Origin of the sequence: Jiella pacifica (genome assembly GCF_010500815.1) — a bacterium.
GTDB lineage: Bacteria > Pseudomonadota > Alphaproteobacteria > Rhizobiales > Rhizobiaceae > Jiella > Jiella pacifica.
Genome location: NZ_JAAAMG010000023.1, coordinates 1 through 26,072, shown reverse-complemented (window position 1 = coordinate 26,072; position 26,072 = coordinate 1). Strand labels below are relative to the sequence as shown.

Here is a 26,072-nt window from a genome sequence, read left to right as displayed (position 1 = left end):
CCGCCCGGCCCGCCTGGATCGGGCATGCGCGAGCAGCGTTGCGTCCACGCCACCGCGATGGGACGCCTCGAGAGCCTGGCGAACAGTCCCGGCACCCGGCTTCGACCGAGCGCGGGTCGCACACATCGCGCGGCGGCGAATCGGCTCCCGGCACTCCATCTGGAGTACGTAGGTCAACTCAGTAACGTAACGTAACCATTTTGCAATGAATTTTTCGCTGCCCATCCTTGCGGAGGGCGCCGCCTTTGCGAAGCAGAACCGCCGTTGTCACCGATCCGCGACGGCCGACATCGATACGCGCTTCATGCCCTCTCGATGTCGTAGCCGGATTTCGACGCGTGCGCCCGCTGGACAAGTTGCGATTGCGGCACTTGACCAAGGGCCCGAGCCCATCGGTGTCAGTTGACCGTGTAAGCCCCCGCGTCTGGCCAGGCGCACTGGGCCGACAGATCGGCATAGAACAGATCCGCCAGGCGCCTGCGCTCGGCCTCGACCAGCGGCCCGTCGATCGCCACTTCGCGGCAACGGCCATGCTGGCCGGCCGGAACCAGATCCGGATTGGCGAGAATGTCATCATCGAGATCGTGGTCGAACCAGCCGCGCGAACCCATGTCGAAGAAGCTCTCGGCGGGCAGTCCGTTGGCGAGCAGCACGTCGTGCTGGTCCAGCTCGATGTGCCAGTAGGTTACGGACGGCATCGACGTGCGCTCGATGGTCGTGCCGTTGATCAGGTTCATGATCGGCACGAGAACCTCGACGCCGTTCTGGTGCACGAGGACGGGGTGGCCTGGCGACAGCAGCACGTCGCGCTCAGGGACGCCGCCGCCAAAGGCATTGGCACGCACCCTGACCGGCGCCATGTGGGCGTTCTCGCCGGAGCAATCGATCATCCGGCTGCCGATCCAATTGATCGATCGCCTCGTTCCGAAAGCAGTCACGGCAGTATTTCCAACGCAGAGATCCTCGATCGCCACCGGTCCGAGTGTCGTCGAGATCTGCGTCCCCGCCGTGAAGCACTGAACGGCAAACGGTGTATCGATCGTCGTGAAGGTATCCTCAGTGCTGTACGTATTACTGTAACTCAGAACAAAATAATCGCCCGTGTCATAATAAACCGCGACAAATCCACTGTTCAAAGGCAGCGCCGAGCGATAGACGAAATCAAGATCAGCGTTATTGACCGTTCCATTCGTCAGAAGGAAATGGTCGTCACCGATATCGCCAAGCCGAAGTTCGTCATCGCCTGGCCCACCGTTCTCCACGGCGTTATAAGTATAAACGCCAGAGTCTATGACCCTATAGTTTCCCTGCGAGATTCTCTGGAGATTATGGAGATATAATGTTTGCGTCGTTGCCATGGTGCCTCTTTGCCATACTCCGCCCGAACTGCGGTGTTTTCACTGATTCCAGAGCCGATGGCGAGCTTTGGCTGAGTCGGGACCGTCGAGTGTCCAGAGACCGAATCTTCACCGGCACGTTATTCGCAATTTGTGGATTCGAGCAAGACGCACGATACCCTCTTTGCGTCTAATATTTCGCCATCTTTCCCGCTGGTTAGCTCGCGTCCGGGTGCGGTTTGCATGTGCTGCAGAGGGTGAGATCGAATGGACTCCCCTCCGCGATGGGGACGAACTGAGCTCCTGCGCATACGTCGGATCGACTGGCGAGTCGTGGCAGATTGCCTTGGACCCGGGGGCTTCACTCGCCGAAGCGCTTGGCAATCCGAGCCTCGATGCGCTTTAGGACGTCGCGATAGGCATCGAGGATCTGCTCGCGCGAGCCGGTGACGGCGGAGGGGGTCGGACATCGGCCAGAACTCGACCTCGACCGAGGACGTGCCTGTGGCGTCGAGGGCGACGTGGTGGACTTCCGGCGCCATGGTACCGATGGAGGCCGGCCGCCATAGGCAGACCGGGCTCCGTCAATAGCAGACGAGATCGAGCGTTCTCAGGCGGAGGCGTATGCCCCCGCGCTCGGCCAGGCGCACTGGGCGGACAGATCCGCATAAAACAGATCGGCGAGGCGCCTGCGCTCGGCCTCGACCAGCGGCCCGTCGATCGCCACTTCGCGGCAACGGCCATGCTGGCCGGCCGGAACCAGATCCGGATTGGCGAGAATGTCATCGAGATCGTGGTCGAACCAGCCGCGCGAGCCCATGTCGAAGAAGCTCTCCGCCGGCAGGCCGTCGACGAGCAGCACGTCGTGCTGGTCGAGTTCGATATGCCAGTAGGTGACGGACGGCATCGATGTGCGCTCGATGGTCGTGCCATTGATCAGGTTCATGATCGGAACCAGCACTTCCACGCCGTTCTGACGAACGAGGACGGGGTGGCCGGGCGACAGCAGCACGTCGCGCTCGGGGACGCCGGCGCCGAATGCCCCTGCCTTAACCCGGACCGGCGCCATGTGGGCGTTGTCGCCGGAGCAGTCGAGCGTGCGGCAGCCGACCCAGACGATTGGGCGCTCTGCACCGGAGGCCGTCACCGCGACATCGCCGGCGACGAGTGCTTCGACGGCGACCTGCCCGTGGAGCGTTTCGATTCGCGTCCCGGCGCCAAAGCAGATCGCATAGGGCTGATCCAAGGCCACGATCGTCTCGGAGCCGGTATACTGGACGGTCGAATAGACGTAGTGCAGTCCATAGCGCTCGAAAATGAAACCGTTCTGCGTGGCTGCGATATAAGTTCCTTCGTAAACGTTGTTGTCGTCGAACGAGGCCATCGTGTCGCCCGTCGAAACGTCGCCGAGGATCGTCAAGTCATCGCCATTGCCATCATCGACATCCGTGACAGGAAGCGCGGCAACCGACGGCTTGCTGGCATAAATATAATATGTCCCATCTCCGTTCGGAAGGATGTAATTCGAATAGGGGATGTTGATTGTTGCCATCGGTTTTCCATGCGCATTTTCGTTGGTTGCTTGCTTTTCCACCGATCGGTGGTGAAGCCACCCGACTTGCAGAAGAGAAACGGTTTCACCGAATTTTCTCCTCTGTAACGGGTTGGCTCCTCACGCGGGTCTGATCGCGGCTTTGGTATTCTCAAGCGGCCGTCAATGTCAGTGCGGCATTTTCACTTTGCAATGCAAGCGCATGACCTGCGCTCGGCGACGGGCAGCGGGCCATCCCCGCGCACAATGGCTCCATCACCGCCCGAACCGCCCGGCGATCCGCGCCTCGATCCGCCGCAGCACGTCGCGATAGGCGTCGAGGATCTGCTCGCGCGAGCCGGTGACGACGGAGGGGTCCGGCATCGGCCAGAACTCGACCTCCACCGAGGACGTCCCGGTGGCGTCTAGGGCGACGTGGTGGGCTTCCGGGGCCATGGTGACGATCAGGTCGAAATAGCCGTCCTCCATGTCCTCGTAGCGCTGCGGCTGGCGCTCGCCGAGGGACAGCCCCCGCTCGGCGAGGACCGTGTCGACGAAGGGGTCGCGCTGGCCCAGACGGACGCCGGCGGAGGCGATGTAGACCGTGGAGGGTAGGAACTCCTTCGCCAAGGCCTCGGCCATCGGCGAGCGGATGGAATTCATGCCGCAAAGGAACAGGACGGAAGAGATCTTTGGTCGGGCGTGGCTGGCCGAAGCATCCGCTTCGGCCCGTTCGTCGTCCGGCCCACCGCTCATAGGCAGGCCCCGCGCAAGGCGCCCGCGGCATCTCCGCACCGCCGGCCCGACGCGACAGCAAGCGCCGCGCCCGCGGCGGTCGGACGCCCTGGCGCCGAGGCCCCGAGGCTGCGGGTCGACCGTGCTGGAAGCGCCTGCGCCGTCATGGCCGCCTCAGTTCCGCCAGTTGAGGACGCAGATCAAAGTGAACAGCCGGCGCGCGGTGTCGAGATCGACTGCGATCTTGCCTTTCAGCCGCTCCATCAGCGTCTGCGAGCCGTCGTTGTGGATGCCGCGCCGTCCCATGTCGATCGCCTCGATCTGCTGCGGCGTCGCCGACCGGATCGCCTCGTAGTAGCTGTCGCAGATCATGAAATAGTCGCGGATGACCTTTCGGAAGGGGGTCAGCGACAGGATATGGACGACCAGCGTCTCGCCGGCCTCGTTGCGGATGTCGAAGACGAGACGCTTGTCGGCGAGAGACAGCTTCAGCTTGAACTTCTGCCCCTCTGGCGCGCCGACGGGATCGAAGACGTTCTCCTCGACCAGATCGAAGATGGCGACGTTGCGCTCGTGCTCGACGTCGGGGGTCGCGCGGCCGATCGTCTCGTCGAGTTCGACGTCGATCAGGCGGCCCGTTCTGCTGTTCTCCTCAGCCATCGCCCGGCCCTCAGAGGTTGAGCCGAACGGCCACCGATCGGCCGTGGGCGTCGAGCCCCTCGACCCTCGCAAGCTCGATTGCCGCCGGGCCGAGTTCGCGCAGCTGTTCGGCGCCGAGCTTCAGGATCGAGGTGCGCTTGACGAAGTCGAGCACCGAGAGGCCGGAGGAAAACCGCGCCGAGCGGGCGGTGGGCAGAACGTGGTTGGAGCCGCCGACGTAATCGCCGATGACTTCCGGCGTATGCCGGCCGAGGAAGACGGCGCCGGCGTTGCGCAGCCTGGCGAACAGCGCCTCGGGATCGGCGACGGCAAGCTCCAGATGCTCGGGCGCGATGCGGTCCGACAAGGGCACGGCATCGTCGAGGCTCGGCACGACGATGATCGCGCCGTGCGTCGCCCAGCTGGCAGCCGCCGTCTCGGCGCGCGACAGCGTCTTCAACTGGCGCTCGACGGCGGCCTCCACTGCATCGGCGAAGGCCGCATCGTCGGTGATCAGGATCGACTGGGCCGCCGCGTCGTGCTCGGCCTGGGCGAGAAGGTCCGCGGCGATCCAGGCCGGATCGTTGTCGCCGTCGGCGATGACCAGGACTTCGGACGGGCCGGCGATCATGTCGATGCCGACATGGCCGAAGACCTGGCGCTTGGCCGCGGCGACAAAGGCGTTGCCGGGGCCGACGATCTTGGCAACCGGGGCGATGGTCTCGGTCCCGTAAGCGAGCGCGGCGATCGCCTGGGCTCCGCCGATGCGGTAGATCTCCGAGACGCCAGCGATCCTGGCAGCTGCCAAGACCAGCGGATTGAGCGCTCCGCGCATCGCCGGAACGACCATGGCGATGCGCTCCACCCCCGCGACTTTGGCGGGGACGGCGTTCATCAGCACCGAGGAGGGATAGCTCGCCGTGCCGCCCGGCACGTAGAGGCCGGCCGATTCGATCGCCGTCCAGCGACTGCCGAGCTCGACGCCGATCGCATCGGTGTAGCGGTCGTCCTTGGGCAATTGCCGGCGATGATGGGCGGCGATGCGGTCGTGGGCGAGACGGAGCGCCGCGAGGGTCTCGGGCGCGGTCGCCTCGAACGCCGCGTCGATCTCGGCTTCGCTCACTCGCATCGTCGCCGGGGTGAGGTCCAGCTGGTCGAACTGCCGGGTCAGGGCGATCAGCGCCGCGTCGCCCTCACTGCGCACCCGCGCGACGATGCTACGCACCGCCACATCGACGTCGGACGCCTGTTCCCGCTTGGCGCCGAGAAGCGCGGCAAACCGCTCGTCGAAATCCGCATCCGTGGAAACGAGGCGCCAGGGCAATGTGAGTGTCCTCTCCGTCTTGCCCGTTGCGGGCACATCCAGCGTCGTGAGCCGGGACGGCCTCGCGCTTCTGCGGCAGCCCGCCGACCGTTCGCCCCTCCCGGCCGAGGCCTCGGCGCCCTCCTTCAGGCGCGGTGGTTCGGCCGTGCCGTGGTTCCCCAGGCGCCGCCGACGTCGGCCAGCTGCGCCTCGATCACTTCGACGTCCAGCCTTATCGCGGAGCCGCCGGCAAAGACAAGTTCGACCGACCCCGAAGGGGCGTCACCTTCCTCGAACCTTATGGCGAGGAGAACGAGCACGTCGTCCGGCGCGAGATTGTCGAAGCCGAGGCGGGCCGCGGCGATGACCCGGTCGAAATGCAGGATCGCCCGGCGGCGCTCGTAGGCCGGGCGGGAAAACAGGCTGAACTTCTTCGGCGGGACGAGCTTTTCCCAGACGAAGCGGTTCATCTCCATCACGAACTTCCGTTCGGCCGGGGAAAACTGCAATTCCTCGACCCGCATCACGGCGTCCTGACAATGCGCCGAGACGATCGCAAGGTCCTCCGCATCGACGGCAAGCAGGCGCAATTGGTCCATACTGACTGGTAACCTCGTTTCCGGGAGCATCTGTCGCGGCGTGTCACTTAGGCTGCGACCGCCGCCATGCAAGGAAGACTGGCGACGCGGCGACGACACGGCTGCATGTTTCCGCCCCGGCAATACTGACGATCCGGTTCGCCGGCCGGGGGCTTCGTTAGCACTTCCTTATCCGCCCATCGGCGAGGATGGCGGCGATTGCGCCCGGCCGGGCTGCTTCGGCCGGCTGTTGATGGCGCATCCCGATTCGGAGCCAGGCGAGATGATCGAGGGCCGCGCGGCAGTCAGGAACGACGGCGCCCGCTTCCAGACGCTCGACGGGTGGCGCGGCGTCTGCGCCCTCCTCGTCGTCTGCTTCCATGCGCCGGTCACCGGTTTCGCCGAGACCAGCGGCCTTATCCGCAACGCCTTCCTGTTCGTCGACTTCTTCTTCGTCCTGTCCGGCTTCGTCATCGCCCACGCCTTCTACGAGACGCTGCGCGAAAGCCGCGACTTCGGCAGGTTCTTCCTGTTGCGGCTCGCTCGGGTCTATCCCCTGCATCTCGCCATGCTGCTTTTGCCCTTGGCGTTCGAATGCGCCAGGCTGGCCCTCAAGGGACCCGGCGAGACGTTCCAGGGCGGCACGTCGCTGGAGGGCTTGCTCGCCAGCCTGATGATGGTGCAGTCCTTCGGCTTCCTCGACACCTTGACGTGGAACTATCCGAGCTGGTCGATCTCGGCTGAACTCGTCGCCTATGCGGCCTTCGCGGGCGTCGTGGTGACGGCGCCGCGCCTCCTCGTTCCGCTCTCGGTCCTCTCCATCGTCGTCGGCCTTCCCGTCATCGCCATGGTGATCGGCACCATGGACGCCTCGTCCAATCTCGGCTGGCTGCGTTGCCTCGCCGGATTTTCGGTGGGCGTCATCCTGCGCCGGGTCGTCTGGCGCGATGGGGCGGCGGCGGAGGCCAAACGCCATCCGACGAGCTGGAGCCTCGCCGAACTGGCGGCCGTCCTTCTCGTCGGCGTCTTCGTCTCGCGGCAGGGCGGCACCGATCTCGCCTATGCCGCCCCCTTCGTCTTCGGCCTCGCCCTCTACGTCTTCGCCCATGAGGGCGGCATCCTGAGCCGCGCCCTGAAGACGCGGCCCTTCGCCTTTCTCGGGCTGATCTCCTATTCCCTTTACATGACCCATGCCTTCGTCATCGACCGCGTCCACAACGCCGTGACGGTGCTGGGCAAGCTCGCGGGCGAGGAGCTCTTCGTCCAATCCGCCACCCGGAACGAGCTGATCGGGCCAGAGGCCTGGCAGGGAACGCTGGCACTCGTCGTCATCGTGGCGGTGACGATCGTCTTCAGCGCCCTCACCTATCGCTTCGTCGAAAAGCCGGGCATGGCGCTCGGCCGTCGGCTGGTGGGGCGTTCGGAACGGTCCGGCACGCCGGCCAAGTCGCCCGCCGCCGCCTGAACTCCGCAAGACTTCACGAATTTCCTTTCGGACACGAACGGCCACCTTCCCTGTTCTTCGCATCGACGTTGCAGAACCGGCGGAAGCATCAAGGCTTCGTCATCCCGGGCTTGACCCGGGATCCATTCCTCTCCCTTGCAACCAGCCAAATCGCGCAGATGATTCGCCGACTTCGGATTGATCTGTCGATGCAGCGTCAATGATTTGGAATGGGTCCCGGCTCGGGGGCCGGGATGACGAAGCTTCAATCTCAGCGAGCATCCTTCCACGCCGATGCCGCCTCGCACGAGACTGCCGATGAAGCGGACAGGATGTGTGAATGCCACCACCCGATCTCGGCGAGAAACGCCTCCCCTCGCACGGCACTGACTGGCCAATCTGCCGGCGAGGTCACTCCCCCGGCTGCTCCACCCTGTGGCGGGCCAGCAGCCTCAGGCCCACCACCGCGAACCACACCATCATCCACACCGGATTGGCGCGCTCGAAGAGGAAGCTCTCGAGGAACGAATTCAAGAGCAGATAAAAGAGGATCATCAGGAGCGAATCGCCGAGCTGCGTGCTCTCGGGATCGCGGCTGATCCGCGCATAGTCGACGAGCGGCAGGATCACCAGCATGATGACGGCGAGGACGAGGCCGGGAATGCCCATCGAAATGGCGATGTCGAGATAGCCGTTATGGGCGTTGGGGCTGCCGCGCGGATCCCAGGAGAGCTCGAAGTTCCTCTCCGTGCCGGCGACGACGAGGGTCTGCCAGAAGGCGTTGAGGCCGAAGCCCGTCCATTCGTGCCCACGCCAGACCTCGACGGCGAAGCGCCACAGGTCCATGCGGCCGGTATAGGTCGTGCCGGGCACCGCCCATTGGACGATGGCGTCGAGGGTCGGCGAAAAAATCGTGCCGAGTGTCAGCAGCGCCATCACCACGACGGCGGCAAAGACGCAGAAGGACAGAACGATGCGCCCGCCGATCAGCCGGCCGAAGATGACGATCAGCGTGACGAGTGGGAGGAGGCCAGTCGCGGTCTTGGAACCCGTATGCAGCACGAAATTCGCGGACAGGCCGGCGATCGTGAGACCCCACCAGACCATGCGGGCGCGCATCAGATAGATGCCGAAGAAGAACAGCGAGCCGATCACCGAGCCGGCGACGTTCTTGTGGGAATAGATGCCGCGCCACAGGCCGGCATGCTGGGCTTCCGGTCCCGAGCCGTCGTGGATGGCGAGTTGCGGCCAGACGAGGATGCCGAAATAGGACATCACGAGAACCGCCATCGCCGCGACGACGAGCACGAAGCGGAATGCCCGACCATCCTTCGGAAAGGTGTAGACGCCGGTCACCGCCGTCATGGCGAGCAGCGTGAACAGGGCCGAGCGGACGGCATTTTCGGGACTCGGCGCCCACAAGGCGCTGGCGAACAGCCAGGCCGCCATGAGGATCCATGTCGGGCGCAGCAGCGAGATGACGACATGGCGGTCCGACAGCATCAGATGGCCGGCCAGAACCATGGCTGCGAGGCCGGAATAGCCGAGCTGGTTGGCGAGATCGCCGGAATTCTGGTTGCCGTCGAAGGTAACGACGAAGGGCGTGAAGGTGACGAGGACGGCCGTCAGCACCGCGGCCGAAACGAGAAAGCCGGCGAAGCCGATCCAGTCGACGGCCGCAGCCGCCGGCCCGGCGTCAGTTCCGTTCAGCCTGGCGGTATTGCTCATTGACCCGTCCGAACTCGGCCATCAGCCGCCCGACGGCGACCTGGCAGTGATAAAGGCCGATCGTCGCCGAGCCCGTGCCGAGGCCGAGCCGCAGCGAGCGCCAGGGCGAGGCGGCGAGAAGCCCGAGGCTCTTGGCGATGCGTTTGGGCGCCCCGTGCCGGCCGCCGCGGCGCCGCTCGATGATCGCCGAGATCGCCCCGTTGCGCAGGCCGCGGGCGTTGAGCCAGGAAAACTCCGTCCGGCGCGACGGCACGGTCTCGAAAACCGGCGCTTCGGCGCACCAGCCGAAGCGGAAGCCGCGCTCGCGGCAGCGCGAGTAGAAGTCGGCGTCGCCGCCGCCGATAAAGTTGAAGGCGGTGTCGAGGAAGGGCGCGCCCATCGCTTCGAGCACCTCGCGGCGGATCAGGACGTTGCCGGAGGAAAACAGGATCGGGACGGTGCCCGTCGCCCGGTAGTGCGGGGTGAAGACGGGATGGTTCTCGTATTGCGTGCGCGCGCCCGCCTCGAACTTCGGCACCTGCGGCCCGCCGACGATGTCGACGCCGAGATCGTCTGCAACCGCGATCATCCGGGCGATCCAGTCCTCCGCCGCCACCTCGTCGTCGTCGATGACGAGGAGATTGCGCATCGCCGGAAAGCGTTCGAGCGCCGTCGACCAGCCGGCATTGTAGGCCGAGCAGTTGCCGCGCTCGTGGGCGACGAGGACGAGACCTTCGATCGCCCCGGCGTCGAACAAAGGCCGCGCGGCATCGAGCCCCGCCCGCCCTTCGGCGTCGTTCTCCATGACGATCACGGCGAACCGCGGCGCGCCACGCTGGGCCGAAAGGCTCGCCAGGGTAAGGAGCAGATGCTCCGGCCGGCGGAAGGTCGGCAGGGTCACGACCGTGTCGATCGCCGTGCCGTCAAGCTGCGGGGAAACGCATTCAACGGTGATCGTCTGCGACATGGGCGATTTCCGAGTGGTTCGGGGCTTTGCCGCACGATAAACGAGGCTTGGTGAAGAAAGTCTGGCCTCTTCGGCGCAAATTGCGGCCGGCCTGCCGCCCCACCCCTCCCGAATTCGCGACAAACTGCCGAAAGGCCGAATTCCGTCACGGAAGTTAGGCCGATCGAAACATGTCTCGCTTACATTCGTGCGATCGACCGGTATTCGGGCTGAGCGAATGCATCTCCTTTTTCTATCCTCGCTGCTTCCCGATGGCGTCGCCACGACCGGCTTCGAAATCGCCAATGCGGCCATCATCTCCGCCTATCGGCGGCAGGGCGTCCGCCTGACCGTCGCAGGCTTTCGGCGCGACAGCGCTCGGCCGGCGGAAGACGGCGAGATCGACCTCGGCACCATCGTTCTCGAGAACGCCGCCGCGACCGCGCGGCAGAAGGCGCTCTGGCTTTTCGGCGCCTTGTCCTCCGGGCGGACCGTCTCGGCCGAGAAACTCGCCCGTCATTCGCGCTCCGGCCTGATGCGGCGGCTGGCGGAGGCAGGCCCCGTCGACGGTTACGTGCTCAATTCGGTGCAGATGCCGATCGCCTATCCCTTCCTTGCCACCGACAAACCCGCGATCTTCGTCGCCCACAACGTCGAACATCGCTCGGCCGAGGAGAATGCGGCGAATGCCGCCGATCCCCTCAACCGATTGCTCTACGGCCGCGAGGCGCGGATCCTGCGGCGGGAAGAGACGCGGATCTGCCGGCAGGCGGCGGTCATCCACACGCTGAGCGGCGACGACCGCGCCGGCCTCGGGCTCGCGGGGGACCACCGTGCGGTGCCGCTGGCGCTGTCGATCGGCCGGGACGGCAAGATCGCGGACGACGGCAAGCGCCATCAGGACGTCGGGCTGATCGGCACCTGGAGCTGGGCGCCGAACCGCGTCGGTCTCGACTGGTTTCTCGAAAAGGTGGTGCCGCTTCTGCCGGCCGGCGTCACGGTCGCCATCGCCGGCCGGATGGACGGTCCGCCGCCGCAGGTCCCGGCGAACGTCCGCTTCGTCGGCCGGGTGCCGGACGCGCAGGGCTTCGTGCGGGCTTCCCGCGTCGTCGCGCTGGCGACGAAGGGGGGCACAGGCGTGCAGTTGAAGACGATCGAGACCTTCGAGGAAGGGCTCCCCGCCGTCGCGACGCGGGCGGCGCTCCGCGGCATCGATGCCGTGCCGGAAAACGTGCGCGTGGCGGATGAGCCTCGGGCCTTTGCCGACGGGATCGCCGAGCTCGTCGCAGCCGAGCGCGCCGGCGGCGCTCTTCGCCTCGACGGGGCGAGATTTGCGGACCGCCAGCGCGCCGCGCTCGACGCCGGGATCACCCGTGGGCTGGCCATCTTCGCTGCGGCGGCCGGCACGTCGTCAGTAACCATGTTGCCGGATTCTGCCCGCACGCCCGCGCCATCCGAAGTCGCGGAACGTATCTCATGCTCATGAAAGCCCTCGACACTGCACGCCAATCTGCCGCGACCGCAACCCGTCGATCACCACATATGGCGATCGGCGGCGTGGCGATCGCGGACATTTCGGGCAGAGAGGCGATCGAACGCATCGAGACCGCGCTGTCGGCGCGCCGGCTCACCAGGGTTGGCTTCGTCAACGCCCATTGCGTCAACGTCGCGCGGCGCAACGCGACCTATCGGGCGGCGATCGCGGATTTTCTTCTTTTGCCCGACGGCGTCGGCGTCGACATCGGCGCGAAGCTCCTCTACGGCCGCGCCTTCGCAGAAAACCTCAACGGCACGGACTTCATCCCGCGGCTGGTCATGACGCTCTCGCGCCCCACCAGGATCGCGCTCGTGGGCGCGGCGCCGGGCATTGCCGAGCAGGCAGCGGAAAACCTCGCGAGAGTGGTGCCACAGCATGAGATCGTCGCCGTTTCCGACGGCTATTTCGGCACCGCGGGGCGGCCGGCGGTGCTCGAACGCCTGGAGGCGCTGCGCCCCGACATCGTCCTCGTCGCCATGGGCGTGCCCGCCCAGGAGATCTTCATCGCCGATCATCTCGACGAGCGCCACGGCACCGTCTTCGTCGCCGTCGGGGCGCTGTTCGACTTCATTGCCGGCAACGTCCCACGCGCACCGCGGCTCGCGCGCAAGCTGCGGGCCGAATGGATCTGGCGCCTGGTGCTGGAACCGAAGCGGCTGTTCCGGCGCTACGTCGTCGGCAATCCGGTGTTTCTGCGGGACCTTGTCCTCGACAGGCTGCGCGGCGCTGGGCGGCGGCGGCCAAATTGATGTTGCGACAATTCGATACACCGCAACCGGCTCCGAGCGGTTATGCTGCAGGGCAGCAACCCCGGAGAGAGACCGACGTGCCCACGGCCATCGCCACCGCCAGCTATCGCGGCGACTTCGAACGCTGCCGCCTGCTTTGCGAGAGCATGGATGCCCGCGTTGAGGGGCACACGCGGCATCTGATCCTCGTCGAGGCCGCGGACGTGCCTTTGTTCAAACAGCTGGCCGGGCCGAAGCGCGAGATCGTCGACGAGCGGGACCTTCTGCCGGGCTGGCTGCGCCCCTTCCCCGACCCGACGAATTTCGGCCGGCGGCGGATCTGGCTGTCGCCCTTCGGATGGCCGCTGCGCGGCTGGCACGTGCAGCAGCTGCGCCGGATCGCACTTGCGGCGAGCCTCGACGAAGAGGTGATGGTCTCGATCGATTCCGACGTGGTTTTCCTCAAAGACTTCGACGCCGAGGTCTTCTCGCCCGCCGGGAAGACGTTGTTCTTCCGCCGGCCGGAGGCGATTTTGGACGTCACGCCGGAACACCGGGACGAGCATCTCGCCTGGTCGAAGAAGGCCGGCGAATTTCTCGGCATAAAGGAGCCCGAGACCACCGACACCGGCTATGTCGCGACGCTCATTCCCTGGCGGACGAAGGCCGTGAAAGCCATGGTCGAGCGGATCGAGGCGGTTTCCGGCCGAAGCTGGCTGGCAACGCTCGCCGGCAGCCGCATCCTGTCGGAATGCACGATCTACGGGCGCTTCGTCGACGAGGTCGAGGGCCGGATCGATCAGTACCTTCCGACGTCCGATTCGTTCTGCCGGATGTACTGGTCCGGCGCGCCGATGGACGAGGAGAGCCTCGGACGGTTCGTCGCGGATCTCAAACCGGGTCAGGTCGCCGCCGGCATCCAGTCCTTCACCGCAACCGATCCCGGCCTCATTCGCCGGGCTGCGGGGCTGCGCTGAATTTCAGGAGCCGGCGGGGCGATCGGGCGTCCCAGTCGAGCGCCGTATAGCTCGCCGCGGCCGAAATCATCCACAGCACCAGGAAGACCGCGTTTAGGCCGGCGATCCAGGCCGTGTCGTCCGGGAAATGCCGCAGGAGGGCGATCAGGAGCCCGGCCTTGATCAGCCCGACCAGCGCCAGCACCATGGCGCGCGTCGCGGTCCTGCCGCGCGCATAGAGAAGCTCGCTCTCGTATTCGACGAGGTTGCGGAAGGCCGGCACGAGAAGCGCGACGAGGACGAAGGGTGCGGCGTCGGCGACATTGTTGCCGAGCGCCCGCGGAAAGAAATGCAGGACGCCGCCGAGAAAGCCGAGGCCGGCGATCGAAACCGCGGCGATTCCCGCCTCGAGGCCCCAGCGGATCCGCCAGGTCGAGAGAAGACCGGGGGTCTTCATCAGCTTCTGGACGATCATCGTGTTGAAGGAACGGATCGGCAGGGCAGTCAGATCGATGAGCCGCATCAAGATCGCGTAGATGCCGGCGGTGTGGGGCCCGCCGAAGGACAGGACCAGCAGCTTGTCGAGCTCGGACTGGAGGTAGAAGACGATTTCGGCGCCGGCGACCGAGAGGCTGTCGCGCATCCGGGCGAAGTAAAGGCGCGGCGTCCATCTGAGCCGCTGGCGGGGATAACAGACGATCACCGTGCCGAGCATCGCGACAAGATTGGCGCCGAGATAGTAGAGCGACCAGGTAACGAGGCTGCCGTCGCCGAGGCCGACGAAGGCGAGCGCCGCCAACGCCCGAAGCCCGGAGCCGACGATCACGATCACGGCACCGGTGAAGAACCGGCCCATGCCGTTGTTGACGATCACCACGACTTCCAGGAGACGCCAGCAGAGGACTTCGGCGAGGACGACGGCGATGAAGGCCGCGGGCGCCATTTCGCCATCGAAGAAGACCAGGAAGAAGCCGATCGCGGCGATCGCCACCAGCGGCAGCGACAGGCAAAGTGCGGCGAGAAAGCCCGCCGTATAGGCACCGATCAGTTGTGGGCGGCGGGTCGCGGTGCGGTAGAGCGGCGAGACGAAGCCGAAGCCGGCGATCCGCGACAGGACGATCCCGGTCGCGGAGGCCGTGGCGAACAGGCCGAAATCCCCGACGGAAAGACCGTTCGCCACCGAAACGAAATAGGCGAGGGACAGCACCAGTCGTCCGCCGGAACCGGCGAGCAGCGACGCGTAGTCTCTGAGTAGATCTAAGTTATCCTTAAATCTTTCGATCCAGAATGATCGCCGTGACATGAAGATTTCCCACGAAAGGCGTCGCCCGATGAGGAATGTCGACGACATCGAAGACCGCCGGCTTTCCGGAAAGATGGAAAGCCGGTCGACCGCCCCGTCGACCACAGGCCTCCCCGATCGGACTAGCACGGCGACCTTAACGCGTCGTTCACTTCTGGCCGGCGGCGTCGCGGCGGGCATCGTCTCGGCCCTGCCCGGCGGCGCGGCAGGGCCGGCCCGTGCGGCCGGGCGGCGCGTCCCCTTCGGCGCGGCGATCCAGAGCGAACTGATGAATGGCGGCCCGGCCTATCGCCAGCTCTTCGTCGAGCACTGCGATCTCGTGATGCCGATGAACGCCCTGAAGTTCAACCTGATGCGCCCGACACGGGACATCTGGGACTTCGAGCCGGCGGACAAGGTGGTCGACTTCGCCCTTTCCAACGGCAAGACCAGCCGCGGGACGTGCCATGTCTGGTGGGGCGCGACGCCGGGCTGGGTGGAGGCGATCGAAAGCCCCTCGGAGGCCGAGCGCGTGCTGGTCGAGCACATCGAACGGGTCGGCGACCGCTACAAGGGCAAGCTTCTCGGCTGGGACGTCGTCAACGAGGTGGTCGCCAACGATCCGATCTACGAGAACCGTTCGCTGCGCGACACCTATTGGCTGCGCACCCTCGGCCCCCGCCATATTCCCATCGCCTTCAAGGCCGCGGCGAATGCCGACCCGACGGCCGAACTCGCGCTCAACGAGTACGACCTCGAATACAAGGGGCCGCATTACGACGAGCGCCGCACCATCGTCCTGTCGATCGTCCGGCAATTGCAGGACGCCAACGTCAAGATCGACGCCGTCGGAATGCAGGGCCACCTCTATGCCGACAAGGTCATCGACGTCGACGCCATCGACCGGTTCCACCGCGATCTCGACGCGCTGGGCGTGAAGCTCCTGGTGACCGAACTTGACGTCATCGACTGGAAGTCGGCGCCCGACCCGCAAGCTCAGGACAAGACCGCAGCCGCTCTGGTCACCCGGTTCCTCGACGCCCTCTTCGCCCACAAGCCGCCGGAACTGGTGATCGCCTGGGGGCTGACCGACCGCTACAGCTGGATCAACGACGTCATGCCCCGCCCGGACGGCGCCGAAAGCCGCCCCCTGCCCTTCGATCGCGACCTCCGGCCCAAGCCGTGGCTCGACGTCATCCGGAAGCGGCTGGCGGTCGCCTGACCGCGGGCGACTCCTCGCGCCGGCCAGGGCGTTGCCGGCGCGGAGAAATCCGCAAATGCTCCGGATGTTAAGGGTTTGTTTAGCATAAGCGCCGATTTTGCGAGCGATGATGTCGATTCTCTCACGCTGCGGTGGCGCGGATGTTTGCTAGAGCCGGTTCCAGGACCAGCCCGAACCGAAAGGTCGCGCCTGCAGCGCCGGTCCGCGCTTCGTCTTCGGCAGAGGCGCAAACCGGCCCGTTGTTCGATCCGTTCGAGATCTTCGCCCAGGTCTGGTCGCTGCGCTGGCTCGTCATCCTCCTGACGCTGCTCGGGCTCGTCGTCGGCGTCCTGATGGCGCTCGCCACGCCGCACAAATACACCGCCGTGACCGAGATCCTCATCGACCCGCGCGACATCAAGGTGGTGCAGAACGAGGTGACGCCGAACGGCCTGCCCAGCGACGCGACGCTGGCGCTGATCGAGAGCCAGATCTCCGTCGTCTACTCGAACGACGTCATGCAACGGGTCATCGACAAGGCCGATCTCGCCGAGGATTCCGAGTTCAACGGCAAGGCGGAGAGCTTCTTCCCGAGCCTGTCGCTGTTCTCCAGCCCGGATGATCCGGAGACCGAGCGCCGCCGCGAACTGATGACCCTCGCCGGCCTGCGCGACGCGCTGCATGTCAGCCGCGATCCGAAGAGCTTCGTCATCAATCTGGCCGTCACCACCCGCAACCCGGAGAAGTCGGCGAAACTCGCCAATCTCGTCGCCGATTCCTTCATCGAGCAACTGGGCAAGGTCCAGTCGGACACCGCCCGGCGGGCGAGCGACGCGCTCTCCTCGCGGCTGGCAGAGCTTCGCCAGCGCGTCGTCGAGGCCGAGCGCGCCGCCGAGGCCTACAAGAGCGAGAACCGGCTCGTCGGCGTCGGCGGGCGGCTCGTCGACGACGACTACATCGTGCGCATCAACGACCAGCTCGCCAAGGCCCGCGGCGAGATGACGGCACTGCGCGTGCGGGCCGACCAGATGCGGAACGCCAGCGTCGACGACGTCGTCAAGGGCACGCTGCCGGAAGAGCTGACATCCGACAGCCTGTCGCGGCTGCGCAGCACCTATTCCGATCTTGCCCAGCAGAACGCCACCCTTGCCGCGACCCTCGGGCCCCGCCATCCGCGCCGCATCGCCTCCGAGGACGCGCTGCGCTCGATCCGAGACGCGATCCGCCAGGAACTCGAGCGCATCGTCTCCGGCGCCCAGACCGAACTCGCCCGGGCCGAACAGACGGACCGGGAACTTTCGGCCCAGGTCAACGATCTGAAGGACAAGCAACTCGAGACCAGCTCGTCCTTCGTCCGGCTCCGGGAGCTCGAGCGCGAGGTCGACGCCTCCCGCGCGGTCTACGAGGCCTTCCTGTTGCGGGCCCGGGAAACCGGCGAGCAGGAAAGCCTGAACACGGCGAACGTGCGGGTCATCTCCTCCGCCAATCCGCCGCTCGATCCCTCGAGCACCAGCCGCAAGATTACCGTCGTGGCGGCGACGATGGGTGGCTTCGTGCTGGGACTGGGCCTTGCCGGCCTGATCGCCTGCGTCAGGGTGTTGCGGCGCGCATTGCGGTTTTCACGAAACAATGCGCGGACCACCGCCGATCGCGGGTCGTGGTTGATCGCCGGCCCCGCTCCGGATCGCTCCGAGCCCATCACGGACCGCGCCGACGCCGATTTCACGGCGGAGAAGAAGCCGAGCGAGGAGCCCAGCCTGGCCTCGCAGGTGCGGCCGACGGTTCACGTCCCGCCCGAACGGGTGCGGCGGTCGGCGCGGCCGGATGTCGTCCGCGCCGAAAGCGGCATGGCGGAGAGGGTCTCACGGGCGGAGGCGGCCCTGGCCGAAACGCTCCCGGTCCCGGCACACGCGCCGCGCGCCCCCGTCCTGGAGCCGGCGAAGGCTTCCGGCCCGGAACAGATCATGCCGGCAGAAGCGACGGAAGCGCAGGTCGAAATCGCGAGCCCGCTCGCCCGGTCGGTCCGCTCGAAGCCGGAACGCGAGGCACTGCGGGAAAGGCTGCGGACGATTGCCGAGCAGGCACGGCTCGAAGCGTCCTCCGGCGATCGCGAGCAGACGATCTACAACCAGGACATCGCCCGGCTCCAGCAGGACATCCTCGCCGTCAAGCGCAATCTCGCCGACGCAAGAAGCCGGCGGCATCCGCAGGGGACGCCGCCGGCCGAATAGGCTTTCTTCGAAATTCCGTCGTGAGGATCAGGCGACCTTGCGGTCCTCGTGGCGGCCCTCTTCGACCTCCTCGATGATCTTCGCGATGAAGGCCGGCAGGTCGCCCGGATTGCGCGACGTGATCAGCGCCTGGTGAACCACCACCTCGGCGTCCTGCCAGTTGCCGCCGGCGTTGACGACGTCGGTCTTGATCGACTTGTAGGACGTCACGTCACGGCCGCGCACGACGTCCGCCTCGATCAGCAACCAAGGCGCATGGCAGATCGCGGCGAGCGGCTTCTTGGAGTTGAAGAACTCGCGCACGAAGCTGACGACCTTGGGGTCGGCGCGCAACACGTCCGGGTTGATCTGGCCGCCCGGCAGAACCAGCGCGTCGTAATCGGTGGTCTTGACCTGCGACAGCTCCTTGTCGACGGGGATCTTCTTGTCCCAGTGATCCTGGTCCCAACCGGTGATCTCGCCGCCCTTGGGCGAGATGACGTGGACCGTGGCACCGGCCTTGCGCAGCTTGTCCAGAGGCTCGGTGAGTTCGGCCTGCTCGAAGCCGTCGGTGGCAAGAATGGCGATTGTCGCTTCGGTAATCTTCGGCATCGTGATTGTCCCTGTATCTGGGCGCGGCACCTCCCAAGGGCGACGTCTGGTCGCCCCTGGGAGCCGCAAGCCTGTTCGTGTCGTTCGTGGGGAGAACGGCAGCAACGGCGCGAGGTTCCGTGGCAAGAATCGGGCAAATCACTGGTGGGATTATTCAATCGGGCCGCGCCACGCTTTCGTCGGGTTCGATCGTGCCGTCGATGGCGGCGATCGCAAGCCTCGCCGAAAAGCCAGCCCGGACCATGGCGGCGATTTCCTTGTCGCGGCGATCCTCACGCCCGGGGTTTCGATGCGGACCGAAACGGCGGCGGCGCGCATAGGCGGCCGCAGCCTCCGCTTCGCCGGTCTGGTCACCTTCGAGTGCCGTTTCGACCACCTCGCGCGGCAACCCCTTCTCTTGCAGCTTCGCCGTCGCCATCCTGCGCGACGTGCCCTTGCGGCGAAGGCTCGAGAGCCGGGCCGAAGCATAGGCGCGATCGTCGAGCAGGCCGAGTTCGGCGAAGCGCGCCAGTGTCGTCTCGATCAGCGGCTCGTATTGGCCGGCGTCCTCGCCTGCCTCCCCTGCCCGTCGCTTCACCTTGCGCCGAAGCACCCGGCGCAGGTTCTCCGCCGATGTGGCGTATCGCTCGAGATAGTAGCTGGCGGCCCGCATCAGCCAATCGGCGCTGACGGGCTTCACCCGTGGCGAGCGTTTCGTCGATCGTGCGGTGTCCGGCGAAGCCTCCGCCGCGACCTCGGCGCCGGGCGGCGCCGGCCGCCCGGCGCGGTTTTCCGTCTCGAAGTCGTCTTCCGACATGCGCTCTGCCTCGGGCCGCTCAGGCCGCATCGACGAAGTCGGCGAGGCTGTCGCATGTGCCGCGCAGCAATCCCCGCAGCTGGGCGTGGGCGAAATCGATGAACACCCGCACGGCGGGCAACATGGCGCGGCGGGAGGTGAAGGCGATATGCAGCGTCTCGCCCTCGCCCGCCCAAGCGGGCAGCACCCGGACGAGCTCTCCCGAACGGATCATGCCGGCCGTGAACGGCTCCGGCAACAAGGCGATGCCGCCGCCTCGCTTGACCGCCTGGGCATGCACCGCCAGGGATTGCGCGACGATCCGCGGCTCGATCCGAACGGTGCGCGCCTCGCCGCTGCGATGCACCAGCCGCCAGACTTCCGTTTCGCCGGCCTCGCCCGCATCGCGCGCGATCGTCGCAAAGCGCGAGATCTCCTCCGGAGTGGAGGGAGAGCCGGCGCGCGCGAGATATTGCGGGCTGGCAACCAGTCGGGAGGCGATGTCGGCGATCCGCTTGATGACCAGATCGCCATCCCCCGGCTGGTCCAGCCGGCTGCCGCGGATTGCCACGTCGATGTGTTCTTCGGCCAGGTCGAATCGCCGCTGGCCAATCACCATGCGGATCTTCACCTTGGGATATCGATCGAGGAAGTCGGGCAGTCCGGCCCCAAGGGTCGCGGCGCAGGCCCCTGGCAGGCAGGCGACGGTCACGAGGCCGCGCGGCTCGGCGCTCATCGCCGTCGCCAGCATCTCCGCCGATTCCAGTTCCGTCACCGCGACGCGGCATTTTTCGTAGAATTCGTTGCCGACCGCCGTCACGGAGAAACTGTGGGTGGTCCGCTCGATCAGGCGGACGCCGAGATCCTGTTCGAGCGCGAGGATCCGGCGCGACAGCGTCGACTTGCTGACCCCGAGGTCCCGCGAGGCGGCGTTGAAACCAGCGTTACGCACGACGGCCTCGAAATAGCGGAAGTCGTTCAGGTCGCGCATCTCATGTCCCACAAATGGGACAGGATGTCCCGCTCATGGCTCTACAGCAGTTCGTGTTGCAAGGATAGACCAGCGACAGGACCGGCTGCGACATTTTGTCGTCGCCCTGGTGTCCAGTCGAAACAGGAAAACGACGATGAAGACATATCTCACCATCGCGGTCGCAATGGGCGGGCTGCTCGCCGCCCCGGCGACGTCCTTCGCCGCAGGTCTCGTGCCGGGCTCGGGCGCAGACTTCTACGAGGCGCCCCAGGTCCAGCCCGCTCCGAAGGTCCGGTCCGACGATGCCGTCACGACAGGCTCGACCCGCACCTATAATGCGCCCGCATCCGCGCTGCGTCGCAACGTCGACGACCAGACATCGGCGGAGACGGACTCCTCGCACGTCCGTCCGAGCGTCCTCGTACCCGGTTCGGGCGCCACGTTCGGCAAGTGAGCGTGGGCTGGCGTCACGATCGCGACCTTCGCCGCGACGCCTGAGCCAGATCGGCGAGTTCCGATCCCGCCAGGCACATGATGGCAAATCGATTTGTGCCGCTTTCGGACCCCGAGCTTTGAGTTCGGAGACATCGACGACCTTCCGGCGTCCCGCCCTTCGGTGGGGCGCCCACCGCAGCAGAAGCCTGTTGCAGAAGCGCGATTCGCCGCACACCGGCGTCTTCGCCCGGCCAGCGCAGCATCAGGCCATTCGGTCGTTCGGCAGTCCGTTACGGCGCCCTGCTCAAGCCTTGGGCTTTTCACTCGACGGCAGATACCGGCTGTTCGGCCGCGGCGGCCGTTCTGCAATTCCCGCCACCCAGTCGAAGAACCGCGCGACGGCCGCCGAATCGGTCTTCCCCGCCACCACGTCCTTCTGGGGAAATTCCTTCAAATCGCGATAGCGCTTGAGCGCCCGCTCGGAGAGGCCGAAATAGGCCCTCAACTCCTTGTCGGTCATGAAGCGCGGCCAATGCGGGGCGGGTTCTTCGCTCATCGCCGACGACATGGCCCGATTGCTCCCGCCTGTCCATACGCTCTCGGCGCAGCGCGCAATTTCACCGCGCCTGTCCTCGCCCCGGCACGGGCTGCCGCGCCGCGGCGAAAGTCCCCTGCCCGTCGGCCGCACGATCTCCCGAGTGGTAACTTGCGCTTACCATGACACGATGATCGCCACTCTTGCGCAATGGCGTGATTTTGCTTAACGCAACCGGACTTTCACGCGGCGACATTGTCGCCTCGTCTCCTGACAACCGGCGGCTCCGCCGGATCGACAAAGATGAAGCGGTGGACGACGAGCCGGCAAGGGCCGGCCCTGAAACGTCGATCCCCGACGGTTTTGGGGGGATGCCGCATGTCGGCTCTCATGGCCTTTGCGCGCGGCATCGACAGGGTCACGACCTTCGTCGGGCGGGGGGTGTCGTGGCTGGTCCTCGTCGTGGTGCTGGTCAGCGCCGGCAATGCGGTGATCCGCAAGCTCTTCGACATTTCCTCGAATGCCTGGCTCGAGCTGCAGTGGTATCTGTTCGGCGCGATCTTCATGCTCGCCGCCGCCTGGACATTGCAGCGCAACGAGCACATCCGCGTCGACATCGTCTCGAATTCGCTGTCGAAGCGCGTGCGCGACTGGATCGACTTCGTCGGCCACATCGTCATCCTGTTGCCCTTCGCAGCGTTGATGATCTGGCTGCTCTGGCCCTATGTCCTGCAGTCCTTCACCAGCGGCGAACGGTCGGGCAATGCGGGCGGCCTGATCATCTGGCCGGCCAAGGCGCTGCTTCTGGGCGGCTTCCTCTTGCTTTTGCTGCAGGGGATCTCCGAGCTGATCAAGCGCGGCGCCGTGCTCTTCGCCGGCTATCCGGACGAGACGCCGCAGGGCGCCAGCCACGCCGCGGAAGCGATGGAGCTTTCGGTGCTCGCCCCGGACGCGCCGCTGGGCGGCACGGAGAAACCCACCGGCGCGCCGGGAACCCTTACCAGCGGGGAGCCACGCCGGTGATCGAGTTCATCGCCCACAACCTCGCCCCGATCATGTTCGCCACCCTCGTGGTGGTGCTGCTCCTCGGCTATCCGGTCGCCTTCTCGCTGTCGGCAATCGGCCTCGCCTTCTTCGTCATCGGCGTCGAGCTGGCGCCGCTGTCCAACGACATCAACCTGTTCTGGCCGCTGCTCGGCGCCCTGCCGGACCGCTTCTTCGGCGGGGTGATGTCGAACGACACGCTGCTGGCGATCCCGTTCTTCACCTTCATGGGGCTGATCCTCGAACGCTCCGGCATGGCCGAGGACCTGCTGGAGACCGTCGGGCAGCTGTTCGGCCCGCTGCGCGGCGGCCTCGCCTATGCGGTGATTTTCGTGGGGGCGCTGCTCGCCGCGACGACGGGCGTCGTCGCCGCCTCGGTGATCGCCATGGGGCTGATCTCGCTGCCGATCATGCTGCGCTACGGCTACGACCGCAGGCTCGCTTCGGGCGTGATCGTGGCGTCCGGCACACTCGCCCAGATCGTCCCGCCGTCGCTGGTCCTGATCGTCCTCGCCGACCAGCTCGGCCGTTCGGTCGGCGACATGTATTCCGGCGCGCTGGTGCCGGCACTCGTGCTGACCGGCCTCTACGTCTTCTACATCTTCGCCATGACGATGTTCCGCGCCGGCTCGGCTCCGGCCCTGCCGCCGGAAGCGCGCACCCTCGGCGGCGGCATCACCTCGCTCATTCTCAGCCTGATCGCGGCAGGCGCCCTTTCCTACCTCGCGACCCTCTATCTCGAAGGCCATGTGCTGCAGGGAGCGGGAATCTGGGGCGCCGTCGTCGGCGTCGTGGCGATCTACACCGTCGCCGTCCTCAACAAGGCGCTGAAGCTGAAGCTTCTCTCCTACCTCACCCAGCAGGTGATCATCGTGATGATCCCGCCGCTGGCACTGATCTTCCTCGTCCTCGGCACCATCTTTCTCGGCGTCGCAACGCCGACCGAGGGCGGCGCCATGGGCGCCGTCGGCGCGCTGATCCTCGCCTTCGGCAAGCGCAAGCTGAACACCGCCCTGATGGTCCAGGCGATGGAAGCGACGACCAAGCTGTCGGCCTTCGTCCTGTTCATCCTGATCGGCGCGCGGGTGTTCTCGCTGACCTTCTACGGCGTCAACGGCCATATCTGGGTCGAGGAGCTGTTGACCTCGGTGCCCGGCGGCGAGACCGGCTTCCTCATCGTCGTCAACGTGCTGGTCTTCTTCCTCGCCTTCTTCCTCGACTTCTTCGAGCTCGCCTTCATCATCGTGCCGCTGCTCGCGCCGGCGGCCGACAAGCTCGGCATCGACCTGATCTGGTTCGGCGTCCTCCTCGGCATCAACATGCAGACGTCGTTCATGCATCCGCCCTTCGGCTTCGCGCTGTTCTATCTGCGCTCGGTGGCGGCGAAGGTGCCCTATCTCGACCGCATCACCGGCAAGAAGATGGCGCCGGTGACGACCGGGCAGATCTATTGGGGCGCCGTGCCCTTCGTCTGCATCCAGGTGGTCATGGTCGGCCTCACCATCGCCTTCCCGGGCATGGTGATGCGCTACAAGAGCGAGGCGCCGCCGCCCAGTTCCCAGGACTTCAAGGTGCCGGGTTTCGGCAGCGGCAACGACGGCAATGGCGGGGCGCCGAATTTCGGCCTGCCGCCGCTCGGCGGCAGCAGCGGCGCCGGTGGGGGCGGTGCATCCGGCGGAGCCGGAAACAACGGCGGCTTCGGCCTGCCGCCGGTGAGTTTCCCCGGCAGCCAGCCGGCGCCGCAGACGGGCGGAGCGACCGGTCAGACTGGTTCGGCGCCAGGGGCTGCCGGCCAGGGCGGTGCAGGGCAGACCGGCCAGGCACCGGCCTTCGGGCTGCCGCCGCTGCAACTCGGCAACCCGCCGGCAGCAAGCGGCGCGCCCGCGCCGGCGGCCGGGTCGGGCAAAGCCGCACCATCCGGAGCCGGCGAAGCCGACCGCAACGGCGCCGGTATCGTCGAGCCGTCGCAGCCCGGCGGATCGCAGACGCCGGCGAACGGAACCGCAACGGGCAATGGGGCGCCGGCCGGCATGGACCTCTCGCAGCCGCCATCCTTCAACTGACAGCGGCACCGCGACGCCTGCGGCTTTCAAAGCCGGACGCAGCGGTCTTCGAAGCCGCTGGCTTTTGCCGTTCGAGGAGGACTTGCGGCCGGCCCGATGCCGGAGCAATGTCGCCGCGACTGACGCTGCGTCGTTGTCGACGCGGCCGCTTGGGGGTGCAGCTTGCCGTTTCGTGGATTCGTCTCCGCCATCCTCCTTTTCGTTGCGGCGGGTCCGGCGCTCGCCAATGATTCCACCGCCAATTTCGCCGCTGGCGGACTGGTCCTCACCAAGACCGATGCGATCGAGATGCGCCGCGAAGATCTGTCGATCTCGCTCGATCGGATCACCGTCGACTACGAATTCGTCAATGTCAGCGACGCGCCGGTGACGACGACGGTCGCCTTTCCGCTTCCTGACCTCGCCATCGATCCCTATGGCGGCAATGTCCACCTGCCGTCAGACGATCCGGACGACCCGTTCCTGTTCGAGACGAGGGTGGACGGCAAGCCGGTGGAAATGACCATCGACCGGGCAGCCTTGCACGACGGCAAGATCATCACCGAGAGGCTGGAAAAGCTCGGCATTCCCCTGGCCCCCTTCGGCGGCACCGTCGTCGCGGCTCTCGACGCACTGCCGGAGGCAGAGCAGCAGGCGCTGGTGAAGGACGGGATCGCCACCGTCGAGGAATACGACGCCGGCAAGGGCTGGGAGCGGCACCTGGCACCGCTCTGGTCGATCCGCCTCGCCTATCACTGGGAGCAGACCTTCCCGCCGGGCGCGACGGTGAAGGTCGCCCACAGCTACAAGCCCTCGGTGGCGAGTTTCGTCGCGACCGACGTCGGCGCGTCTTATTTCTCGCCGGAGGAGACGCGGGAATTCAACGCCCGCTACTGCATCGAAGACGACATCGTGCGCGCGGTAAAGAAGGCGGAGGCGGCGCTGGGCCCCGATGGCGGCGTCACCTATCAGGACAGCAAGATCGACTATGTGCTGACCACCGGTTCCAATTGGGCCAAGCCCATCGGCACCTTCCGGCTCGTCGTCGACAAGGGCGCGCCGAAGAACCTCGTCAGCTTCTGCGCCAGCGGCGTGAAGAAGATCGCGCCGACGAAGTTCGAGGTGGTCTATCGCGATTTCCTCCCGAAGGAGGATCTGCACGTGCTGATCCTGGTCGCGCCGACGGAGGAATAGGCGGGCGGCTGCGTCGTACACGTTTCACGCATCGCATCGGAGCTTCGTGGGCATGACATTCCCAAAGGCATCCGAGCGTAGAAGTACGTGGGCGACATAAGACGCCTCGTCATTCTCGGGCCCCGTCCCGAGAATCCAGAGATCATCGAGCGCTCTTGGCTTCAGCCACAACAGGTGGAAGCGGCCGATGTTGCGGCGGGCGCCCCTGGCAACTGTGTTCATGCGAACGCCTTTTGGTCGCGTTGCATGGCATTGAGGACGACGAGCAGCTTGTGCGCGACGGCTACGAGAGCGAGCTTTTTCGAGCCGGAGCGGTTGGCGAGAGCCT

Annotated in this window: 23 protein-coding genes; 10 read left to right on the top strand and 13 right to left on the bottom strand. The window is 66.3% G+C overall.

The window, feature by feature from the left end; genetic code table 11:
* Nucleotides 1-398: 398 nt before the first annotated feature.
* The 6 genes from GTK09_RS21665 to GTK09_RS21640 all read right to left on the bottom strand — a co-directional run bounded on the left by GTK09_RS21665 (nucleotide 399) and on the right by GTK09_RS21640 (nucleotide 6,144).
* A complete protein-coding gene (locus tag GTK09_RS21665) occupies nucleotides 399-1,358 on the bottom strand; it encodes a Hint domain-containing protein (RefSeq protein WP_163465489.1) in 960 nt (319 codons plus the stop codon).
* Between the two features lie 589 nt (nucleotides 1,359-1,947).
* Entirely contained in the window at nucleotides 1,948-2,889 is a 942-nt protein-coding gene (locus tag GTK09_RS21660) for a Hint domain-containing protein (protein ID WP_163465488.1), read from the bottom strand.
* A 255-nt stretch (nucleotides 2,890-3,144) separates the two neighbouring features.
* Nucleotides 3,145-3,624, bottom strand: a complete 480-nt coding sequence (locus GTK09_RS21655; RefSeq protein ID WP_163465487.1) for an arsenate-mycothiol transferase ArsC — start codon at nucleotides 3,622-3,624, stop codon at nucleotides 3,145-3,147.
* Between the two features lie 153 nt (nucleotides 3,625-3,777).
* Nucleotides 3,778-4,263: a UPF0262 family protein gene (locus GTK09_RS21650; protein ID WP_163465486.1), complete on the bottom strand. Its 486-nt coding sequence runs from the start codon at nucleotides 4,261-4,263 to the stop codon at nucleotides 3,778-3,780.
* Between the two features lie 10 nt (nucleotides 4,264-4,273).
* On the bottom strand, nucleotides 4,274-5,566 hold the full coding sequence (gene hisD, locus GTK09_RS21645) for a histidinol dehydrogenase (RefSeq protein WP_163465485.1): 1,293 nt from the start codon (nucleotides 5,564-5,566) through the stop codon (nucleotides 4,274-4,276).
* Between the two features lie 125 nt (nucleotides 5,567-5,691).
* The gene (locus tag GTK09_RS21640; protein ID WP_163465484.1) at nucleotides 5,692-6,144 is read right to left on the bottom strand and encodes a DUF2948 family protein; all 453 of its coding nucleotides are present in this window, start codon (nucleotides 6,142-6,144) and stop codon (nucleotides 5,692-5,694) included.
* A 262-nt stretch (nucleotides 6,145-6,406) separates the two neighbouring features.
* Here GTK09_RS21640 and GTK09_RS21635 point away from each other — a divergent pair, with 262 nt between their 5' ends.
* Nucleotides 6,407-7,588 carry an acyltransferase family protein gene (locus GTK09_RS21635; protein WP_163465483.1) on the top strand — a complete coding sequence of 394 codons (1,182 nt, stop codon included), beginning with the start codon at nucleotides 6,407-6,409 and terminating at the stop codon, nucleotides 7,586-7,588.
* A 390-nt stretch (nucleotides 7,589-7,978) separates the two neighbouring features.
* Here the strand turns inward: GTK09_RS21635 and GTK09_RS21630 are convergent, their stop codons facing one another.
* The gene (locus GTK09_RS21630) at nucleotides 7,979-9,295 is read right to left on the bottom strand and encodes an O-antigen ligase family protein (RefSeq protein ID WP_163465482.1); all 1,317 of its coding nucleotides are present in this window, start codon (nucleotides 9,293-9,295) and stop codon (nucleotides 7,979-7,981) included.
* Complete coding sequence (locus GTK09_RS21625) at nucleotides 9,264-10,241, bottom strand: glycosyltransferase family 2 protein (protein ID WP_163465481.1); 978 nt, start codon at nucleotides 10,239-10,241, stop codon at nucleotides 9,264-9,266. Before GTK09_RS21625 ends, GTK09_RS21630 begins: the two co-directional genes overlap by 32 nt.
* 217 nt (nucleotides 10,242-10,458) lie before the next feature.
* On the opposite strand from GTK09_RS21625, the gene GTK09_RS21620 reads away from it, so the two are divergent.
* From GTK09_RS21620 to GTK09_RS21610, 3 genes are all read left to right on the top strand, one after another.
* Nucleotides 10,459-11,706, top strand: a complete 1,248-nt coding sequence (locus tag GTK09_RS21620) for a glycosyltransferase (RefSeq protein WP_163465480.1) — start codon at nucleotides 10,459-10,461, stop codon at nucleotides 11,704-11,706.
* On the top strand, nucleotides 11,697-12,506 hold the full coding sequence (locus tag GTK09_RS21615; protein ID WP_246218056.1) for a WecB/TagA/CpsF family glycosyltransferase: 810 nt from the start codon (nucleotides 11,697-11,699) through the stop codon (nucleotides 12,504-12,506). Before GTK09_RS21620 ends, GTK09_RS21615 begins: the two co-directional genes overlap by 10 nt.
* A 77-nt stretch (nucleotides 12,507-12,583) precedes the next feature.
* Complete coding sequence (locus tag GTK09_RS21610) at nucleotides 12,584-13,462, top strand: DUF6492 family protein (RefSeq protein ID WP_163465479.1); 879 nt, start codon at nucleotides 12,584-12,586, stop codon at nucleotides 13,460-13,462.
* Here GTK09_RS21610 and GTK09_RS21605 read toward each other — a convergent pair.
* Nucleotides 13,434-14,744 carry a lipopolysaccharide biosynthesis protein gene (locus tag GTK09_RS21605; protein ID WP_163465478.1) on the bottom strand — a complete coding sequence of 437 codons (1,311 nt, stop codon included), beginning with the start codon at nucleotides 14,742-14,744 and terminating at the stop codon, nucleotides 13,434-13,436. The genes GTK09_RS21610 and GTK09_RS21605 overlap by 29 nt on opposite strands.
* A 28-nt stretch (nucleotides 14,745-14,772) precedes the next feature.
* Between GTK09_RS21605 and GTK09_RS21600 the strand changes: the two genes are divergently transcribed.
* Entirely contained in the window at nucleotides 14,773-15,945 is a 1,173-nt protein-coding gene (locus GTK09_RS21600) for an endo-1,4-beta-xylanase (protein ID WP_246218054.1), read from the top strand.
* Nucleotides 15,946-16,184: 239 nt separating this feature from the next.
* Nucleotides 16,185-18,155, top strand: coding sequence for a GumC family protein (locus GTK09_RS21595; protein WP_163465477.1), 1,971 nt, complete (start codon nucleotides 16,185-16,187; stop codon nucleotides 18,153-18,155).
* Nucleotides 18,156-18,182: 27 nt separating this feature from the next.
* Here GTK09_RS21595 and GTK09_RS21590 read toward each other — a convergent pair whose 3' ends face one another.
* The 3 genes from GTK09_RS21590 to GTK09_RS21580 form a co-directional block, all read right to left on the bottom strand.
* Nucleotides 18,183-18,746 (bottom strand): type 1 glutamine amidotransferase domain-containing protein, encoded by a 564-nt coding sequence (locus GTK09_RS21590; protein WP_163465476.1) that lies wholly within the window; start codon nucleotides 18,744-18,746, stop codon nucleotides 18,183-18,185.
* Nucleotides 18,747-18,900: 154 nt separating this feature from the next.
* A complete protein-coding gene (locus GTK09_RS21585) occupies nucleotides 18,901-19,542 on the bottom strand; it encodes a regulatory protein RecX (protein WP_163465475.1) in 642 nt (213 codons plus the stop codon).
* Nucleotides 19,543-19,561: 19 nt separating this feature from the next.
* Nucleotides 19,562-20,512, bottom strand: a complete 951-nt coding sequence (locus tag GTK09_RS21580; protein ID WP_163465474.1) for a LysR substrate-binding domain-containing protein — start codon at nucleotides 20,510-20,512, stop codon at nucleotides 19,562-19,564.
* A 136-nt stretch (nucleotides 20,513-20,648) separates the two neighbouring features.
* On the opposite strand from GTK09_RS21580, the gene GTK09_RS21575 reads away from it, so the two are divergent.
* A complete protein-coding gene (locus tag GTK09_RS21575; protein ID WP_163465473.1) occupies nucleotides 20,649-20,948 on the top strand; it encodes a hypothetical protein in 300 nt (99 codons plus the stop codon).
* 285 nt (nucleotides 20,949-21,233) lie between these two features.
* Here GTK09_RS21575 and GTK09_RS21570 read toward each other — a convergent pair whose 3' ends face one another.
* On the bottom strand, nucleotides 21,234-21,497 hold the full coding sequence (locus GTK09_RS21570) for a hypothetical protein (RefSeq protein WP_163465472.1): 264 nt from the start codon (nucleotides 21,495-21,497) through the stop codon (nucleotides 21,234-21,236).
* Between the two features lie 345 nt (nucleotides 21,498-21,842).
* On the opposite strand from GTK09_RS21570, the gene GTK09_RS21565 reads away from it, so the two are divergent.
* From GTK09_RS21565 to GTK09_RS21555, 3 genes are all read left to right on the top strand, one after another.
* Nucleotides 21,843-22,487 carry a TRAP transporter small permease subunit gene (locus GTK09_RS21565; RefSeq protein WP_163465471.1) on the top strand — a complete coding sequence of 215 codons (645 nt, stop codon included), beginning with the start codon at nucleotides 21,843-21,845 and terminating at the stop codon, nucleotides 22,485-22,487.
* The gene (locus GTK09_RS21560; protein WP_163465470.1) at nucleotides 22,484-24,571 is read left to right on the top strand and encodes a TRAP transporter large permease; all 2,088 of its coding nucleotides are present in this window, start codon (nucleotides 22,484-22,486) and stop codon (nucleotides 24,569-24,571) included. Before GTK09_RS21565 ends, GTK09_RS21560 begins: the two co-directional genes overlap by 4 nt.
* Nucleotides 24,572-24,733: 162 nt before the next feature.
* On the top strand, nucleotides 24,734-25,744 hold the full coding sequence (locus tag GTK09_RS21555; RefSeq protein ID WP_163465469.1) for a DUF4424 domain-containing protein: 1,011 nt from the start codon (nucleotides 24,734-24,736) through the stop codon (nucleotides 25,742-25,744).
* Nucleotides 25,745-26,072 lie beyond the last annotated feature (328 nt).

Bases quoted from the DNA above. Each gene is read 5' to 3' on its own strand.
- GTK09_RS21665 (WP_163465489.1), bottom strand. From the start codon at position 1,358: ATGGCAACGACGCAAACATTATATCTCCATAATCTCCAGAGAATCTCG.
- GTK09_RS21660 (WP_163465488.1), bottom strand. From the start codon at position 2,889: ATGGCAACAATCAACATCCCCTATTCGAATTACATCCTTCCGAACGGA.
- GTK09_RS21655 (WP_163465487.1), bottom strand. From the start codon at position 3,624: ATGAGCGGTGGGCCGGACGACGAACGGGCCGAAGCGGATGCTTCGGCC.
- GTK09_RS21650 (WP_163465486.1), bottom strand. From the start codon at position 4,263: ATGGCTGAGGAGAACAGCAGAACGGGCCGCCTGATCGACGTCGAACTC.
- GTK09_RS21640 (WP_163465484.1), bottom strand. From the start codon at position 6,144: ATGGACCAATTGCGCCTGCTTGCCGTCGATGCGGAGGACCTTGCGATC.
- GTK09_RS21635 (WP_163465483.1), top strand. From the start codon at position 6,407: ATGATCGAGGGCCGCGCGGCAGTCAGGAACGACGGCGCCCGCTTCCAG.
- GTK09_RS21630 (WP_163465482.1), bottom strand. From the start codon at position 9,295: ATGAGCAATACCGCCAGGCTGAACGGAACTGACGCCGGGCCGGCGGCT.
- GTK09_RS21625 (WP_163465481.1), bottom strand. From the start codon at position 10,241: ATGTCGCAGACGATCACCGTTGAATGCGTTTCCCCGCAGCTTGACGGC.
- GTK09_RS21620 (WP_163465480.1), top strand. From the start codon at position 10,459: ATGCATCTCCTTTTTCTATCCTCGCTGCTTCCCGATGGCGTCGCCACG.
- GTK09_RS21615 (WP_246218056.1), top strand. From the start codon at position 11,697: ATGCTCATGAAAGCCCTCGACACTGCACGCCAATCTGCCGCGACCGCA.
- GTK09_RS21605 (WP_163465478.1), bottom strand. From the start codon at position 14,744: ATGTCACGGCGATCATTCTGGATCGAAAGATTTAAGGATAACTTAGAT.
- GTK09_RS21600 (WP_246218054.1), top strand. From the start codon at position 14,773: ATGAGGAATGTCGACGACATCGAAGACCGCCGGCTTTCCGGAAAGATG.
- GTK09_RS21590 (WP_163465476.1), bottom strand. From the start codon at position 18,746: ATGCCGAAGATTACCGAAGCGACAATCGCCATTCTTGCCACCGACGGC.
- GTK09_RS21585 (WP_163465475.1), bottom strand. From the start codon at position 19,542: ATGTCGGAAGACGACTTCGAGACGGAAAACCGCGCCGGGCGGCCGGCG.
- GTK09_RS21580 (WP_163465474.1), bottom strand. From the start codon at position 20,512: ATGCGCGACCTGAACGACTTCCGCTATTTCGAGGCCGTCGTGCGTAAC.
- GTK09_RS21575 (WP_163465473.1), top strand. From the start codon at position 20,649: ATGAAGACATATCTCACCATCGCGGTCGCAATGGGCGGGCTGCTCGCC.
- GTK09_RS21570 (WP_163465472.1), bottom strand. From the start codon at position 21,497: ATGTCGTCGGCGATGAGCGAAGAACCCGCCCCGCATTGGCCGCGCTTC.
- GTK09_RS21565 (WP_163465471.1), top strand. From the start codon at position 21,843: ATGTCGGCTCTCATGGCCTTTGCGCGCGGCATCGACAGGGTCACGACC.